Origin of the sequence: Alcaligenes sp. AB3 (genome assembly GCF_031844565.1) — a bacterium.
In the GTDB taxonomy this organism is placed as follows: domain Bacteria; phylum Pseudomonadota; class Gammaproteobacteria; order Burkholderiales; family Burkholderiaceae_B; genus Alcaligenes; species Alcaligenes faecalis.
In genome coordinates this window covers 45,674-60,714 of the sequence record NZ_JAUZVM010000002.1, presented here as the reverse complement: position 1 = coordinate 60,714, position 15,041 = coordinate 45,674, and the positions used below count along the sequence as shown (strand labels likewise).

The following is a 15,041-nucleotide window of genomic DNA, read 5'->3' as shown; positions in this document are numbered from 1 at the left end:
GACTGACTCATCAAGGCGAAATCGTACCCAAACGCCCTTTCAGGGACTGCGGCTGGCCGCTGAACATCATGGCGTAATAGGTGGCATTGGAGAGCACGTTTTTCACGTACAAGCGTGTTTCGGTAAAGGGGATGGTCTCGGCAAAAATGGCCCCTTCCACTGATGTATTCAAGCGCGCACGCCACTGGCGAGGACGGCCTGGCCCTGCGTTATAGCCTGCCGACGCCAGCACCTGCGAGCCATCCAGCTGACCCAGAACCATGTTCAGGTAGTTGGTGCCCAGCACTGTGTTCACCTCGAACTCGTTGACTCGCGAAGGCGAGAAATCGCGCATATCAATCTTGTTGGCTACCCACTTGGCGGTGGCAGGCATCAGCTGCATCAAGCCTGACGCCCCGACGCCCGAACGCGCATCGGTAATAAAGCGCGATTCCTGACGGATCAGGCCATAAACCCAGGCCGGGTCAAGATTGATGGACTTGGCCTGCTCGGTCACGCGACCTTCAAAAGGAGCGATAAAGCGCTGGCTGAAGTCGATTTCATTCTTGGTCAGCAAGGACGTATTCACGACTCGGTCGTATATGTGCTGCTCGCGCGCGAACTCGGCCGCTGCACGCAACTGTCTGTCGTTCATGCCACGCAGCGCGTAGTTCCACTCGGGTACGGCTTCCGGACGCCAGCCCAGCTTGAACAGCTCCACCGCGCGCAGCAGGCCCGCGTTGGTACGAGCATCCTGCATGTCCAACGGCGTCAAAGGTTGTGGCTGAGGAGGCAAAGAAGGCGTCAGGCCCAATTCTTCCGTGGCCAGCTGACCGTAGAAGTTCAGATCACCCACAATGGACTGGAACTTGGCTCGCGCCTGATCTTTATGACCTAAGGCATCGTGTGCCCGTCCCGACCAGTAGACCCAAACCGGCTCGGCCTTTTGTGCATCGTTCATCTTGTCGATAGCGGCAGAGACATGCTTCCAGTCAATGGTAGCTTGACGCAACTCGGCGCGCACTTGCCAGGCATTGTTGTAATCCGTCATGGGGGTACGACCAGAGCGGCGATACCATTTAGCCGCATCATCTTCCACCCGCAAGGCACTGATCAAACCGAATTGCCCCCAAACCCAATTCAGGTTTTCCTGGGGGATCTTGCCAGCCCAGGTACGGTCTATATAGGCCGCGGCTGTATCACGCTGGCCACGGCCCAGACGGGACAGGGCCAAGGACACCAGCTCCGGATTGACCGAGCTGTTGTTCACGTTCCGATCCAGCCACTTCTGTGGCGAGGCCATCAAAGCGGTGTAGTCCTTCATTTGCGGAGCAGTAAAGATAATCGCAGCCAGACGGCGAGCCTGGGATGTGCGGTTATTTTCCAGAGCATCACGCATCAGATCACGGACCTGGTTCTTGCTGACCACTTTACGGGCGTACAACTGGTCCAATGCCAACCAACAAGCCTGACTGGGCGAGAAGGACGCCAGCAGGTCCTGCACATCCACAGGCTGTCCGGCCACATTCTGAGCCGATGCCACCGCGCACTTCACGGCCGACGTGGGGGCGTTGACCGGGGACAGCTCGCGCACCAGGGCGTAGTTGCCGGTACGAGCAGCCGCCACAATCCAGTCGGACTTCAGGCGATTTTCCAGGTATTCATCTTGATTGCCGCTCAGGAACAAGCGAACTTGTTCATCGGGCACGGGCGTGGTCGTATCCTGCAAAATCCGGCGCAAGCGCCAGTACTCGGCATAGGAACCCAGGACAGGATCATTGGCTGCAACCGGAGCCAAGGCATCGAGCGCCGTCCAGCGCTTAGCCTGCATGGCATCACGGGCGTCAATCAAAGCCTGACGGGCCGTTGGCGGTACAGGCGGGACTCGATCCCAGCGACGCACGGCCTCTTTGGCAGGCTGCAACACAACAGCTTGCTTGGCAACGACAGGATCCGGGGAATGGGTCTGGGCTTGCGGCGACTGCGACCCCGCACAGCCGACCAAACCCAGAGCAAACACCATCAAAGCGCTCAAGGACGGACGAGGAAGCGCGGACGCCATGCCCCAAGCTGGTGTTTTCTGGTACTTTAGCTGGTTGATACCCATAGTGACGGCCTTTAGAAAATCACCCATGATTCAGAACGTAGAGCATAACGCAGCCGCGCTGCGCACGCGACTAAAAGACCTGCGTGCAGGACAGCCCTCCATCGACACCAACCGGGGCGCCTTGCTGATCCGGGGCCGTCTGTTCACCTGGCTGGCCACCAACCGCAGCCGCCTGCGTGAGCAAGGCCGTACCGAACCCACCACCATTGCCGCTTTCTGGCCTATGGCCCAGGAACCGGACCTGCGTCCATTGCTGGTGCAATGGGTGGAAGAAGAAGGCATCAATGTCTGTCTGCCCGTTGTCAAAGAGGCCGATGCCCCGTTGAGTTTTGTCGAGTGGACACCCGACACGGACATGGAAAAGGGACGCTACGGCATCGAAATCCCGGTTTCCACCAAAACCATGCAACCGGACATTGTCCTGGTCCCCACCCTGGGCTACACCAGACAGGGTGATCGCCTGGGGTATGGCAAGGGTTACTACGACCGGACCTTGGCGGCGCTGAAAGAACAAAACCACGCGTTTACCAGTATTGGTATTGCCTGGGCTGTGGGCGACTTGTCGGGTCAATCCTACCAGCCTGCCCCGCACGATCAACGTCTGGACAGTATTCTGACTGATAAAGGCTGGGCTGTGCCCGCCCCGGAACTATAAGTAACCCGCTACCACAAACTGTTTAATCGAGAACTCTGTTTACAAAGCAGTCGCTCAAGCCGAAAAAGGTACAGGCCATATAGCCCCCCAATAAAAAAACCCGCCAAGACCTCTGGCGGGTTTTTTATTGAACATCTGAGAGCCTAGCGCCAGGTCAGATTCGGCAAAATAGCCATGCTCGCATCTGCCCCGTTCAGGGTGTACATATGGATACCGGGAGCACCACCATCCAGCAGGTCCTGGCACAAGCGCGCCACCACATCGATACCAAAAGCGCGAATCGATGCGCGATCATCACCAAAGTCAGCCAAACGCAAACGAATCCAGCGCGGCACTTCTGCTCCACACATGGTCGAGAAACGCAGCAACTGGGACGAGTTGGTAATAGGCATGATGCCCGGCGTGATCGGAATTGTGACCCCTTGCGCCTGGGCCCGTTCAACAAAGCTGAAGTAGGAGTCCGGGTTGAAGAAGTACTGTGTGATCGCGCCATGCGCCCCTGCGTTAACCTTGTTCACAAAGTGACCCAGGTCGTCCCCAAAGCCCGTCGCCTGGGGGTGCATTTCTGGGTAGGCGGCCACTTCGATATGAAACTGCTCACCGTAGTTTTCACGAATGAAAGCCACCAGATCGCTGGCATAGCGCAGCTCACCCGCATCGCCCCCCATACCCGAGGGCAAGTCACCGCGCAGGGCCACGATACGTCGTATGCCCTGGTCGCGGTAATTGTCCAGCATCTCTTTAAGCTGCGCGGGTGCCGTACCAATGCACGACAAGTGCGGTGCGACATCAAAGCCCAGTTTTTGCAGCAGTGCCACCGCATCGACCGTGCCCGCACGGGTGGAGCCACCGGCTCCGAACGTCATGCTGACATAGGCGGGATTCAAGCCCATCAGGGTCTTGGCGGTGCGCACCAGCTTTTCCTGCGCCGCGATATCTCGCGGCGGGAAAAACTCCAGGCTCAAGGTTTGCTTGTTGCTCATTTCATTAACAGTCCCGACAGCAGCCCGGAAACCAGACTGTAGACGATCGCCCCGATCACGGCCCACCAGAAGCCTTCAACCTGGAAGCCTTTGAGGATGGAGCCTGCAAACCAGAACACCAAGGCGTTAAGTACCAGAAGGAACAAGCCCAAGGTCACAATGGTGATGGGCAAGGTCAGCACAATCAGCAAAGGTTTGACCAGGGTATTGAGCAAGCCCAGTACCAGCGCAGCTATCAGGGCCGAGCCAAACGACGCCACGGTAATACCGGGCAGAATGTAGGCAACAACCAGCAGGGCAACAGCATTCAGGATCCAGACAAGTAGCAAAGTCATGATAGGGCTCCAAGAATAGGCGTCCGAAGACGCCGGTGCGTTTTAGTAGCGGTAGTGCTCGGCCTTGAAAGGACCTTGCACAGGTACGTTGATGTAATCCGCCTGCGCCTGAGACAAGGTCGACAAGTTCACACCCAATTTCTTTAAGTGCAAGCGAGCGACTTTTTCGTCCAGATGCTTGGGCAATACATATACTTTACCCGTTTCGTAGTTCTCGCCACGAGTGAACAGTTCAATTTGTGCAATGGTCTGGTTCGTGAACGAAGCCGACATCACAAAAGAGGGGTGGCCAGTAGCACAACCCAGGTTCACCAGACGTCCCTTGGCCAACAGGATGATGCGCTTGCCATCAGGGAAAATGATGTGATCAACCTGAGGCTTAATCTCTTCCCACTCCAGATCTTCCACCGAGGCCACATCGATTTCATTGTCGAAGTGACCAATATTGCACACGATGGCCTGATCTTTCATGCGTTCCATGTGCGAACGATCGATCACGTGGTAGTTACCAGTGGCGGTCACGAAGATGTCAGCCTTGTCGGCAGCTTCTTCCATGGTCACAACGCGGTAGCCTTCCATCGAGGCTTGCAGGGCGCAGATGGGGTCAATTTCGGTAACCCAAACCTGGGCGCGCAACGCGGCCAGCGCTTGTGCGCAACCTTTACCCACGTCACCGAAACCGCAAACCACGGCAATCTTGCCGGCAACCATCACGTCGGTCGCGCGCTTGATACCGTCCACCAGGGACTCGCGGCAGCCGTACAGGTTGTCGAACTTGGACTTGGTCACCGAGTCGTTCACGTTGATGGCGGGGAAAGCCAGCTCGCCTTTCTTGGCCATCTGGTACAGACGGTGCACGCCGGTGGTGGTCTCTTCGGTCACGCCCTTGATCTGGGCCAGACGGGTGGAGTACCAGGTCTTGTCGTTTTGCAGGCGGGCGCGGATCGAAGCGAACATGACGCGCTCTTCTTCGCTGCCGGGATTGTCCAGAACAGACAGGTCTTTTTCTGCACGGGCACCCAAATGCAGCAACAAGGTTGCGTCGCCACCGTCGTCCAGAATCATGTTGGCCTGTTCGCCGGGCCAATCGAAAATGTCGTGGGCGTATTGCCAGTACTCTTCCAGGGTTTCGCCCTTGACGGCGAACACAGGCACGCCAGAGGCAGCAATAGCAGCGGCAGCGTGGTCTTGAGTGGAGAAGATGTTGCACGATGCCCAGCGCACTTCAGCGCCCAGGGCCGTCAGGGTTTCAATCAGAACCCCGGTTTGAATCGTCATGTGCAAACTGCCGGCAATGCGCGCGCCCTTCAGGGGCTGGGAGGCAGCAAATTCCTCGCGGGTGGCCATCAGGCCAGGCATTTCGGTCTCGGCAATGGTCAGCTCGCGGCGGCCCCATTCAGCCAAGGAAATATCGGCAATTTTGTAATCGGTAAAAGTCACAGTCGGGCTCCGTTATACGGCACGCAGACTGCAGGGAGAGCAAATGAATTCTCACCAGCAGCCCGCCATGCAGGTCGTGGTGAGCGTCGTTCTCCAAGGTGGATACCACCTATCCATGCCCCGAGCCTGGCAAGACTAGCGTCTTGTCGCAACGCCCCTCGAGGATGGCAAATTAATGTGGGTGATTGTACCCGTTTGGATCGTCTTGGGAAGACGGCTCCAGGGGTAAAAATCATAATTTCTTCTTGCGAGTCGGGCCGGGGCCTGCCTCTTGCAGCGTTGCGGGCAACCCGATTCTCCGGTCCCGGCAACGCTGTCTCACTGCGGCAAAGCGCCGCCCGCAAGCGGCCTTTCACACTGCTTAGATAGCCTGACGCAAAGCCTGGGCCTTGTCCGTGGCTTCCCAGCTGAACTCGGGCTCGCTGCGGCCAAAGTGACCGTAGGCAGCGGTCTTGGTGTAGATGGGACGCTGCAGATCCAGCATTTCGATGATGCCGCGTGGGCGCAGATCGAAATGTTGGCGCACCAGCTTGGCGATCTCGGTATCCGGAATCACGCCGGTGCCTTCGGTGTAGATGGTGATGTTGATAGGCTCGGCCACACCAATGGCGTAGCTCAACTGCACCTGACACTGACGGGCCAGTCCGGCAGCCACAATGTTCTTGGCCACATAACGCGCCGCGTAGGCAGCGGAACGGTCCACTTTGGAGGGGTCCTTGCCGGAGAAAGCACCACCGCCGTGAGGGCATGCGCCACCGTAGGTATCCACAATGATCTTGCGGCCAGTCAGACCGCAATCACCTTGAGGACCACCAATCACGAACTTGCCGGTGGGGTTCACCAGGAAGCGGGTTTTTTCGGTCAGCAGATCCGAAGGGAAGCATGGACGAATGATGTGTTCGATCACGGCTTCGTGAATGTCTTTCTGGGACATTTCAGGAGCGTGCTGAGTGGACAGCACCACGGTGTCCACTTCGGTAGGACGGCCATCCACGTAGCGGAAGGTCACCTGGGATTTGGCGTCAGGGCGCAACCAGGGCAGACGGCCATCTTTGCGCAGTTCGCTCTGGCGCTGCACCAGACGGTGGGCGTACCAGATAGGAGCCGGCATCAGATCAGGGGTTTCGTCGCACGCGTAGCCAAACATCAGGCCCTGGTCGCCAGCACCCTGGTTCAGCAGCTCTTCAGGGCTGCGGTCCACGCCTTGGGCGATATCGGGCGATTGCTTGTCGTAGGCCACCAGAACGGCGCAAGACTTGTAATCGATGCCGTAGTCGCCATTGTCATAGCCAATGCGCTTGATGGTGTCACGGGCAACCTGGATGTAATCCACGTTGGCGTGCGTGGTGATCTCGCCAGCCAGCACAACCAGACCGGTATTGCACAAGGTCTCGGCAGCAACACGCGCCTGAGGGTCTTGCTCGAAAATAGCGTCCAGGATGGCGTCGGAGATCTGGTCGGCAACCTTGTCGGGGTGGCCTTCAGAGACGGATTCGGAGGTAAAGAGAAAGTCGTTGTTGTTCACAGCGTAGCTTCCTTTAATAAGGGCTGATAATCAGCACGAGGTTGAACAAACTGCGTTGCACCTCGAAGCCAGCGATGTGGATACGATAGACGGGGCGCGACGCTTTAGCGGTTTATAGTGGGCAGCTTGCCGCCCGATCGCTCCGCAAGTTGTCGTTTAACTCAGCGATACAATCCATTTTAAGCGAAAATACGTATTTATTTCAGCAAAACTTCACACTAAAGGATTGCCAGGCCCATGTTAGTGGCTCTCTTGCGCTTGATGGCTCGCCTGCCTTTACCCGTCCTGCATGGTTTGGGTAGAGCGATAGGCCGACTGATTTACGCCTTTCCCGGACGCTATCGCCGCCGTCTGCAAAGCAACTGCCGCCAAGCGGGCTACAATTCTCCCGCGTTTTTCCGACAAGCCGCCGGAGAGACGGGTGCCATGATAGTGGAAACCCCGCGTGTCTGGCTGCATCCGCAAGCCTGTCTGGAACGCTGCACCATCGACAACCTGGCCCTGGTACAAGCCACCTTGTCCGAAGGACGCGGCATACTCTACCTGACCCCGCACCTGGGTTGTTTTGAGATGATTGCGCGCTACTTTTCCGGTGTGGATCCGATGACTGTTCTGTTTCGCCCGCCCCGTCAGGCGTTTCTGGAACCCTTGATGGTGGAGTCGCGTGAGTTACCGGGCCTGCATGCAGTCCCGGCCAATATCAAAGGCGTGCGCGAACTAGTTCGCGCGTTTCGTCGAGGAGAGTCGGTAGGCATGTTGCCTGACCAGGTTCCCAGTGGCGGCGATGGTGTGTGGGCACCTTTTTTTGGCCGCCCTGCCCTGACCATGACGCTGGCTGGCAAGCTGGCCCGCCAGTCCAATGTGCCGGTTATTGTGACTGCTGCCGAACGCCTGCCCAAAGGGCGCGGCTGGCATATTCACACCTTGCGCCTGCCCGAGCCTTTGCCCGAAGATCCCACGGAACTGGCCACCCTGATCAACGAGTCCATGGAAAACTTGATACGCCGTTTCCCCACCCAATACCTGTGGGGCTACAACCGCTACAAGGTCCCCCACGATGCGCCCCCTTTGCCTGGCGATACCACCCCATGAGTTTTAATTCTTACCCGCTGCTCAAATCTGTTTTCTCCTACTTTGGCCGTGCCTCCGTACGCACGCGTCAGCGTTGGGGGACCGCGCTGGGTGGGCTGGTGCATCGCTTCGCCTCCCGCCGCCGTCACATTGTGCGTACCAATCTGGGCCTGTGCTTCCCTGACACGCCAGAAAGTACGCGCCGTGAATGGGAAAAACAGCACTTTCGTCTGCTGGCTCAATCCTATCTGGATCGGGGCCTGCTCTGGTTTGGCCTGCCCAACACCATTCTGAACACGCTGCACCTGACGGGCGAAGAACACATTACCCAGGCCCTGGAACAGGGCCGCAAGGTCATGCTGCTGGTGCCTCACTTTCTGGGTATGGATGCAGCGGGCACCCGCCTGTCCATGTCCATCTCGCCCTTGGTGGCCTTTTACACTCCGCAGCGCGACCCCCATGTAGATCGCCTGATGTACGAAGGCCGTAGCCGCTTTTCCTCGGTCCCGCTGATTTCCCGCAAGGATGGTATCCGTGGTCTGATGCGCGCACTGCAAAAAGGCCAGCCGATTTATTACCTGCCTGATATGGACTTCGGCACCAAGGGCTCAGCCTTTGTGCCCTTTTTCAATGTCCCGGCCGCCACCCTGCTGTCCACTGCCCAGATTGCCCGCAATCAGGATGCACTGGTCATTCCCGTGATTTCCCGCTTGGATGCCCAGACCGGCCACTACCATATTCAGGTGCTGGAACCCATGTCGGACTTCCCCGGCGAAGGTACTCTGGAAGAGGCCACCGAGCGCATGAATGCCCTGATCGAAAAATATGTGCGCGAGGACCCGCCGCAGTATTATTGGGTACATCGACGCTTCAAAACCCGACCTGAAGGTCAACCCGGCATCTACTAGACCCATCATGCACAGTCCCACCTCCCCCCAGCCCGTTTCCTCCCTTTGGCGTTTCAGCAAAATGCACGGAGCGGGCAATGACTTTGTCATGCTGGATGGTGTGACGCAGCACATCGAACTGACACCTGAACGAGCCCGCGCCCTGGCCGATCGCCACTTCGGGATTGGTGCCGACCAGATCTTGCTGGTCGAGGCCGCCACCGAAGCAGGGGCCGATTTCCGCTATCGCATCTTCAATGCGGACGGCAGTGAGGTGGAACATTGCGGCAACGGCGCACGTTGTTTTGTGCGCTTTGTACATGAACAAGGCCTGTCCTCGGCCAACCCTTTACGGGCCCAAATCCGCACCGGCATCATCAGCCTGAATGACGACCCGCAACGCGGCGTGGATGTCATGATGGGCAGCACCCGCTTTGCGCCTGCCGATGTGGGTTTTGACAATAAGGGCCTGGAAACGCGCGCCCAAGGCGAAGACACGCTGTGGCTCTTGCCTGTGCCCGATCAAGCCGCCCCCGTCGCCCTGTCACTGGTCTCGATTTCCAATCCCCATGCCGTGCAGGTCGTGGACGATGTGAAACAGGCCCCGGTTGCCACGGTAGGCCCCTTCATCGAATCCCACCCCCGTTTTGCCCACAAAGTGAACGCGGGTTTCATGCAAGTTATTGATCCCCACCACATCAAGCTGCGCGTCTACGAGCGCGGAGCTGGTGAAACCCTGGCCTGCGGTACAGGCGCGTGTGCGGCTGTGGTGGCGGGCATACGCCGGGGATTGCTCCAAAGCCCGGTTGTCGTTGATACTCGTGGAGGCAGCCTGCGCATTGAATGGGACGGACAGGCGCTACGCATGAGCGGCCCGGCCCAAACTGTCTTTACCGGACAAGTCGATATCGATGCACTGTGTGCATCCTTAGCCAGAAAGGAAACCTTCTAGACATGGATACCCCCAACAGCCTTAGCGCCGTGGAAGTGGCCCAGTTTTTGAAAGCCAACCCTGATTTCTTCGACGCGCACGCCGACGTTTTTTCCAAACTGATGGTGCCGCACCCGCACCAAAGCCGCGCCATTTCCCTGGGCGAGCGCCAGATCATGCTGCTGCGCGAGCGCGGCAAGAAAACCGAGCGCCAACTGGCCACACTGGTCGCTAATGCTCGTGGCAATGAAAAGATCTCGCGCCAATTGCACCAATGGAACTGCCAGATGCTGGCCGAGTCCGACCCGGCAGCCCTACCCGAACTGATCTGCAGCAGCCTGGAGCGCATTTTTGAAATGCCTGTTGTCCGCCTGCACTGCTGGAATCCGGACGAAGTGCTGGCTGACGACGCCCTGGTCAGCTGGGCCTACACCTTGATCAACCCCTATTGCGGCGTCCGACGCGAACAGGAGTTCCTGGCTGATTTGCAGCAAGACGCGCAATCGGTGGCCATTGTGCCCTTGAAGTTCCCCGAGTCGAACACCCTGTTTGGCCTGCTGGTTCTGGGCTCGCCCGAAGCCACGCGCTTTACCGCCGATATGGGTACGGACTTTCTGGAAGGCATAGGTGAGCTGTGTAGCGCCGCCCTGCAGCGTTTGTACAAGCCCAGCACTGTTAGTCAAAGCGAATGTCCGGCCTGAACAAACAAGACCGCCCCCCTTCCGGGGACAAGCCCCACAAGCAGCCGGCCGCCCCCCAGGCCCTTAGCCCAGCCATGCAAAGCTGGCTGCACCAACTAAGCCATGAAAAACGCTATTCGGAACACACACTCGGTGCGTACCGCAATGATCTGCGCCATTTGCTGGCGCAGTACCCAGGCACAGACCCCGACACACTGACTCAGAGCCAGTTGCGACAGGCCGCCGCCCGTTTGCATGCACAGGGCCTGGCACCGCGCAGCCTGGCCCGTATTCTGGCGGCCTGGCGTGGCTACTATCAATCGCGCACCAAAGCACTGGGCTGGCCCTTGAACCCGGCTGCCAGCCTGAAGGCACCCAAGATAGGCCGTCCCCTGCCCAAGGCCTTGTCCGTAGACCAGACCCAGCAATTACTGGACCGCCCAACCGCCCCTATTCAGGACGACCCGGTCAGCTGGCGCAATCAGGCCATGTTTGAATTGTTTTATTCCAGCGGGCTGCGTTTAGCCGAGCTGGTTAGCCTGGACACGCACTATCACCAGGACACGCAATACCAGTCCAAAAGCTGGTTACTGCTGGATGATCGTGAGCTGGTGGTCAGTGGCAAAGGCGGCAAGACACGCCGCCTGCCTGTAGGTGAAAAAGCCCTGCATGCCTTGCAGCAATGGCTAGAAAAACGCCCCGCTTTGGCATCGCTGGCGACGAGCGCCGATGCCAGTGCTGCACTGTTTCTGGGAGCCCGTGGGGCTCGCATTCATCCGCGGATGGTGCAGCAGGAGTTGGAAAACTACGCCCGGGCCAGCGGCCTGCCGGTGCATGTGCACCCGCACAGCTTGCGCCACAGCTTTGCCAGCCATTTGCTGCAGTCGGCTCAAGATTTACGGGCGGTGCAGGAACTATTGGGTCACACCAATATTTCCACGACCCAGATTTATACCCGTCTGGACTTCCAGCATCTGGCCCAGGCTTACGATCAGGCCCATCCTCGGGCACAACGCAAGAACCGGGCCAGTGACAAGCCGGATGAATGAATCAGGGCTGCAAAGCCTTGATCAATTGATCGGTATTCGAGCGCATCATGCCCAAATAGGTATCCACGCCTGATCCGGGCGCACCCAGGGCGTCGGAATACAGAGTGCCGCCTACCTTCGCGCCAGTTTCCCGAGCCACTTGCTCAACCAGCTTCGCGCTGACCGTGTTTTCTACAAAAATGGCCTGAATCTGCTCGCTGCGCGCTTGCTGAATAATCGTTGCAATATCGCGTGCAGAAGGCTCCGCCTGGCTGGAAACACCGACCAAGGGGATGAAACGGATATCGTAAGCCTTGCCCATATAGGCGAAAGCATCGTGCGAGGTAATGACCTTGCGCTTGTCTACCGGCACCGCTTGCAAGCGAGTCTTGATGGAGTCGTCCAGTTCCTGAAGGCGCTGGGCGTAATCCTTGGCGCGGCGCTGGTAGTACTCGGCGTTGGCCGGATCGGCCTGCTCCAGTCCTTTGCTGATATTACGAACATAGATCTGCGCCAGACCCAAACTTTGCCAGGCATGCGGGTCCTGACTGCCGTGCTGATGGCTATGGTCGTGGCCGCTAGGGTCTTTCTCATTGGCGTGTTGATGATCATGAGCGTGGTCATGCGCAGGCTCATGGTCGTGATCGTGATCGTGATCGTGATCGTGATCGTGGCCAGCATGGTCGTCCTGCCCGCCTTCAAAAGCCAAGGGCGTAATGCCTTCTGTCGCTACAATCTGCGGTCCCTTGTAGCCTGCTGCCTGCTGCAAGCGCGGCAGCCAGGACTCAAATTCCAGACCGTTAATCACCAGCAACTGCGCACTGGCCAAGGTCTTCGCATCGCTGGGACGCGGCTCAAACGAATGGGCATCCCCATTGGCAGGCACGATCGTGCTGGCCATGACCTTGTCGCCACCAATCTCCTTGACCATATCGTTCAGGATCGAGAAGCTGCTGACCACGCGCAGGGGCTCGGCCTGTACCGACAAACTGGCTGCCAGCAAGCCCAAGGCCAATACAGTGCGGCCTGAATAAATGTCTCGCATTTTCATCAATCGTGCTCCAGGAGAGAGGCCATGCGCCGACGCCGTGCACGCCATTGGGAATAGGCACGCAGCAAACCGCCTTGGGGGCCAAGGGTGATAGAAAGAAAATAAAACGCGCCGGCCGCCAGAATGATCGCGGGCGAAGCGGGCACGTTGTAGTAATACGAGAACAGCAGCCCCAGATAGGCGCTGAGCATGCCCAGCAAGGCCGCCACCAGCATTTGCCGGCCTACGGAATACACCCAGAACCGGGCCGAGGCGGCGGGCAGCATCATGATCCCCACCACCATCAAGGTCCCCAGAACCTGGAAGCCAGCCACCAGCGTAATGACCAGCATGAACAAGAACAACATGTGAACCACGGACCCACGCCCACCTTGGGTGCGCAGAAAGATCGGGTCCATGCACTCCAGCACCAAAGGTCGGAAGACCAGGGCCAGAATAATCAGCGTGACCGTCGTGCTGCTGGTTACCAGCAGCAAGGAGGCATCATCCAGCCCCAGCACGGTGCCAAACAACACATGGATCAAATCCATATTCGAGCCGCGCAGCGACACCAGCAGCACCCCCAGCCCCAGAGACACCAGATAGAAGGCCGCAAAACTGGCGTCCTCCCGTTGCGGTGTCAGGCGAGCCACCAGACCGGCCAGCAAGGCTACGACCAGGCCGGTAATCATGCCGCCTATAGCCATCGCGCTTAAAGACAGGCCCGCCGTCAGGAAACCCACCGCCACACCGGGCAAAATGGCATGCGCCATCGCATCGCCCATCAGGCTCATGCGGCGCAGTACCAGAAACACACCCAAAGGCCCGGCCGCTGCGGCCAGGGCAAACGAACCGGCCAGCGCGCGCTTCATGAAACCAAAGTCCATGAAGGGGCCAAACAGCACATCGACCAGGGAAATCATAGATAGTCCCCCGCGCACAAATGGCGAGCCAGATGCAGGTTCTCCGGCGTCAGCACCGCCTCGGTCTCACCCCAGCCCACCACCTGCCCGGCAAGCAGCACGGTTTGCGGAAAACAGCTACGCACCATATCCAGATCATGCAACACGGCCATCACGGTACGGCCCTGTTTGTGCCAGTCCAGAATCAGGTTCATCAATTCGTCCGAGGTTGCACGGTCCACCGCGGCAAAAGGCTCGTCCAGCAAAAGGATCTGGGCATCTTGCATGATCATGCGGGCGAACAAGGCGCGCTGTAACTGACCGCCCGACAAGGTGCCAATGGAACGACGCGCAAAGTCGGCCAGACCCACCTGCTCGAGCGCATGACCAATGCGTTCGTGCTCGGCTTTGGGGAAACCGCCCCAAGCACCCACACGCTTCCAGGCTCCCATAGCCACCAGATCATGCACCGTCACCGGAAAACTTTTGTCCAGATCGCCCATCTGCGGCAACAAGGCCAGCTGATTCAGAAAACCGCTGTCGACAGCAATGCGCCCTTTCAGGGGATTGATCTGCCCGGTCAGCCCTTTGAGCAAGGTGGATTTACCAGCACCGTTAGGCCCGACGATAGCCGTCAAAGAGCCTCGGTTAAAACAGCCGCTGATATCACGCAGAGCGATTTTGTCTTTCCAGCCCAGCGCGACATGCTCGAGTTCGATCAAGGTTTGATGTGAACTCATGCCCTTACCACGCGCCCAATGCCCAGGCAGTCAGTAGCCACAAGGCTCCTGCCACGCACAAGGCGCCCAGTACGCGCTGTCCGGCCGAGGCCAGCAAGAGCGAACGACGAGGTGCCGGACTGCGGAAAGTCGAGGGAAATTGAGGACAGGACATGAAACAGGGATAATGCGGCTAGATTGGGAATAATTTAATTTTCCAAAGATGTTATAACATAACAAACAACCCATCAAGCGCCATGCCTGTACATATTCTTACGCCCAACGCCATTGAAGATCAGCTTGCTACCGCTGAACAGCTTTGTCTGGAACGCGGTAAACGGCTGACTTCAATTCGCCGCCAGGTGCTGGAAATCCTGATTCAGGCCCAGCGCAGTTTGCGCGCCTACGAACTGCTGGATCTGGTTCGCGAGTTCCAGCCCGGCGCCAAGCCTCCTACCGTTTACCGTGCCCTGGACTTTCTGACTGAAGAAGGTCTGATTCACCGCCTGGATGCCGTCAATGCCTGGACGGCCTGTGTGGATGCCGGTGGCCACCCCCACGACTTGCTGATTGTCTGCACCCAGTGCGGTACCGTGGTGGAGCTGTGCGCTCCGGACCTGAGCCAGCGGCTGGCTGACTGTGTGCGCGGAGCCGGCTTTGCCCTGTCCGGTCACGAGACCGAGTTGCGTGGCCTGTGCCAGCGTTGCGTTGCCGCTAAAAACGAGCGAAAACCCTTATCTGCCCCCTAAAACGTGGCATTTTGCCTCCA

The 15,041-nt window shown here is 58.4% G+C and carries 16 protein-coding genes and 1 riboswitch; of the genes, 7 read left to right on the top strand and 9 right to left on the bottom strand.

The window, feature by feature from the left end; all coding sequences use genetic code 11:
- Positions 1-10: 10 nt before the first annotated feature.
- The gene (locus tag Q9R35_RS05345; RefSeq protein WP_311219472.1) at positions 11-2,113 is read right to left on the bottom strand and encodes a transglycosylase SLT domain-containing protein; all 2,103 of its coding nucleotides are present in this window, start codon (positions 2,111-2,113) and stop codon (positions 11-13) included.
- Between Q9R35_RS05345 and Q9R35_RS05340 the strand changes: the two genes are divergently transcribed.
- Positions 2,112-2,741, top strand: coding sequence for a 5-formyltetrahydrofolate cyclo-ligase (locus Q9R35_RS05340; RefSeq protein WP_045930730.1), 630 nt, complete (start codon positions 2,112-2,114; stop codon positions 2,739-2,741). The genes Q9R35_RS05345 and Q9R35_RS05340 overlap by 2 nt on opposite strands.
- Before the next feature lie 143 nt (positions 2,742-2,884).
- Here Q9R35_RS05340 and metF read toward each other — a convergent pair whose 3' ends face one another.
- The 4 genes from metF to metK form a co-directional block, all read right to left on the bottom strand.
- Positions 2,885-3,724 (bottom strand): methylenetetrahydrofolate reductase [NAD(P)H], encoded by an 840-nt coding sequence (metF, locus tag Q9R35_RS05335; protein WP_042488083.1) that lies wholly within the window; start codon positions 3,722-3,724, stop codon positions 2,885-2,887.
- The gene (locus tag Q9R35_RS05330) at positions 3,721-4,059 is read right to left on the bottom strand and encodes a phage holin family protein (protein WP_009462594.1); all 339 of its coding nucleotides are present in this window, start codon (positions 4,057-4,059) and stop codon (positions 3,721-3,723) included. The genes metF and Q9R35_RS05330 overlap by 4 nt, the downstream gene beginning before the upstream one ends.
- Positions 4,060-4,101: 42 nt before the next feature.
- Positions 4,102-5,499 carry an adenosylhomocysteinase gene (gene ahcY, locus Q9R35_RS05325; protein WP_045930729.1) on the bottom strand — a complete coding sequence of 466 codons (1,398 nt, stop codon included), beginning with the start codon at positions 5,497-5,499 and terminating at the stop codon, positions 4,102-4,104.
- Between the two features lie 74 nt (positions 5,500-5,573).
- Positions 5,574-5,665, bottom strand: a riboswitch (S-adenosyl-L-homocysteine riboswitch).
- Between the two features lie 195 nt (positions 5,666-5,860).
- The gene (metK, locus tag Q9R35_RS05320) at positions 5,861-7,024 is read right to left on the bottom strand and encodes a methionine adenosyltransferase (RefSeq protein WP_026484120.1); all 1,164 of its coding nucleotides are present in this window, start codon (positions 7,022-7,024) and stop codon (positions 5,861-5,863) included.
- Positions 7,025-7,261: 237 nt separating this feature from the next.
- Between metK and Q9R35_RS05315 the strand changes: the two genes are divergently transcribed.
- From Q9R35_RS05315 to Q9R35_RS05295, 5 genes are read left to right on the top strand one after another with little or no spacing between them, the layout of a single operon-like run.
- A complete protein-coding gene (locus Q9R35_RS05315) occupies positions 7,262-8,116 on the top strand; it encodes a lysophospholipid acyltransferase family protein (RefSeq protein ID WP_311219471.1) in 855 nt (284 codons plus the stop codon).
- A complete protein-coding gene (locus Q9R35_RS05310; protein ID WP_311219470.1) occupies positions 8,113-9,003 on the top strand; it encodes a lysophospholipid acyltransferase family protein in 891 nt (296 codons plus the stop codon). The genes Q9R35_RS05315 and Q9R35_RS05310 overlap by 4 nt, the downstream gene beginning before the upstream one ends.
- A 7-nt stretch (positions 9,004-9,010) precedes the next feature.
- On the top strand, positions 9,011-9,934 hold the full coding sequence (gene dapF, locus Q9R35_RS05305) for a diaminopimelate epimerase (RefSeq protein ID WP_311219469.1): 924 nt from the start codon (positions 9,011-9,013) through the stop codon (positions 9,932-9,934).
- A 2-nt stretch (positions 9,935-9,936) separates the two neighbouring features.
- On the top strand, positions 9,937-10,614 hold the full coding sequence (locus tag Q9R35_RS05300; RefSeq protein ID WP_311219468.1) for a DUF484 family protein: 678 nt from the start codon (positions 9,937-9,939) through the stop codon (positions 10,612-10,614).
- Positions 10,602-11,642 carry a tyrosine recombinase XerC gene (locus Q9R35_RS05295; RefSeq protein WP_404977938.1) on the top strand — a complete coding sequence of 347 codons (1,041 nt, stop codon included), beginning with the start codon at positions 10,602-10,604 and terminating at the stop codon, positions 11,640-11,642. Before Q9R35_RS05300 ends, Q9R35_RS05295 begins: the two co-directional genes overlap by 13 nt.
- Before the next feature lies 1 nt (position 11,643).
- Here Q9R35_RS05295 and Q9R35_RS05290 read toward each other — a convergent pair whose 3' ends face one another.
- Genes Q9R35_RS05290 through Q9R35_RS05275 form a run of 4 tightly spaced genes read right to left on the bottom strand, consistent with a single transcriptional unit; the run spans position 11,644 to position 14,447 of the window.
- Complete coding sequence (locus Q9R35_RS05290; RefSeq protein WP_311219467.1) at positions 11,644-12,672, bottom strand: metal ABC transporter substrate-binding protein; 1,029 nt, start codon at positions 12,670-12,672, stop codon at positions 11,644-11,646.
- Positions 12,672-13,571 carry a metal ABC transporter permease gene (locus tag Q9R35_RS05285; protein WP_311219606.1) on the bottom strand — a complete coding sequence of 300 codons (900 nt, stop codon included), beginning with the start codon at positions 13,569-13,571 and terminating at the stop codon, positions 12,672-12,674. Before Q9R35_RS05285 ends, Q9R35_RS05290 begins: the two co-directional genes overlap by 1 nt.
- Positions 13,571-14,293 carry a metal ABC transporter ATP-binding protein gene (locus tag Q9R35_RS05280; protein ID WP_035273564.1) on the bottom strand — a complete coding sequence of 241 codons (723 nt, stop codon included), beginning with the start codon at positions 14,291-14,293 and terminating at the stop codon, positions 13,571-13,573. Before Q9R35_RS05280 ends, Q9R35_RS05285 begins: the two co-directional genes overlap by 1 nt.
- A gap of 4 nt (positions 14,294-14,297) precedes the next feature.
- Positions 14,298-14,447 (bottom strand): hypothetical protein, encoded by a 150-nt coding sequence (locus Q9R35_RS05275; protein ID WP_165589481.1) that lies wholly within the window; start codon positions 14,445-14,447, stop codon positions 14,298-14,300.
- An 82-nt stretch (positions 14,448-14,529) separates the two neighbouring features.
- On the opposite strand from Q9R35_RS05275, the gene Q9R35_RS05270 reads away from it, so the two are divergent.
- Positions 14,530-15,021, top strand: a complete 492-nt coding sequence (locus Q9R35_RS05270) for a Fur family transcriptional regulator (RefSeq protein WP_009462608.1) — start codon at positions 14,530-14,532, stop codon at positions 15,019-15,021.
- Positions 15,022-15,041: the final 20 nt, after the last annotated feature.

What these genes read in the sequence shown, in the direction of transcription:
- Q9R35_RS05340 (WP_045930730.1), top strand. Translation starts at nt 2,112, where the DNA reads ATGATTCAGAACGTAGAGCATAACGCAGCCGCGCTGCGCACGCGACTA.
- Q9R35_RS05345 (WP_311219472.1), bottom strand. Translation starts at nt 2,113, where the DNA reads ATGGGTGATTTTCTAAAGGCCGTCACTATGGGTATCAACCAGCTAAAG.
- metF (WP_042488083.1), bottom strand. Translation starts at nt 3,724, where the DNA reads ATGAGCAACAAGCAAACCTTGAGCCTGGAGTTTTTCCCGCCGCGAGAT.
- Q9R35_RS05330 (WP_009462594.1), bottom strand. Translation starts at nt 4,059, where the DNA reads ATGACTTTGCTACTTGTCTGGATCCTGAATGCTGTTGCCCTGCTGGTT.
- Q9R35_RS05315 (WP_311219471.1), top strand. Translation starts at nt 7,262, where the DNA reads ATGTTAGTGGCTCTCTTGCGCTTGATGGCTCGCCTGCCTTTACCCGTC.
- Q9R35_RS05310 (WP_311219470.1), top strand. Translation starts at nt 8,113, where the DNA reads ATGAGTTTTAATTCTTACCCGCTGCTCAAATCTGTTTTCTCCTACTTT.
- dapF (WP_311219469.1), top strand. Translation starts at nt 9,011, where the DNA reads ATGCACAGTCCCACCTCCCCCCAGCCCGTTTCCTCCCTTTGGCGTTTC.
- Q9R35_RS05300 (WP_311219468.1), top strand. Translation starts at nt 9,937, where the DNA reads ATGGATACCCCCAACAGCCTTAGCGCCGTGGAAGTGGCCCAGTTTTTG.
- Q9R35_RS05295 (WP_404977938.1), top strand. Translation starts at nt 10,602, where the DNA reads ATGTCCGGCCTGAACAAACAAGACCGCCCCCCTTCCGGGGACAAGCCC.
- Q9R35_RS05290 (WP_311219467.1), bottom strand. Translation starts at nt 12,672, where the DNA reads ATGAAAATGCGAGACATTTATTCAGGCCGCACTGTATTGGCCTTGGGC.
- Q9R35_RS05280 (WP_035273564.1), bottom strand. Translation starts at nt 14,293, where the DNA reads ATGAGTTCACATCAAACCTTGATCGAACTCGAGCATGTCGCGCTGGGC.
- Q9R35_RS05275 (WP_165589481.1), bottom strand. Translation starts at nt 14,447, where the DNA reads ATGTCCTGTCCTCAATTTCCCTCGACTTTCCGCAGTCCGGCACCTCGT.
- Q9R35_RS05270 (WP_009462608.1), top strand. Translation starts at nt 14,530, where the DNA reads ATGCCTGTACATATTCTTACGCCCAACGCCATTGAAGATCAGCTTGCT.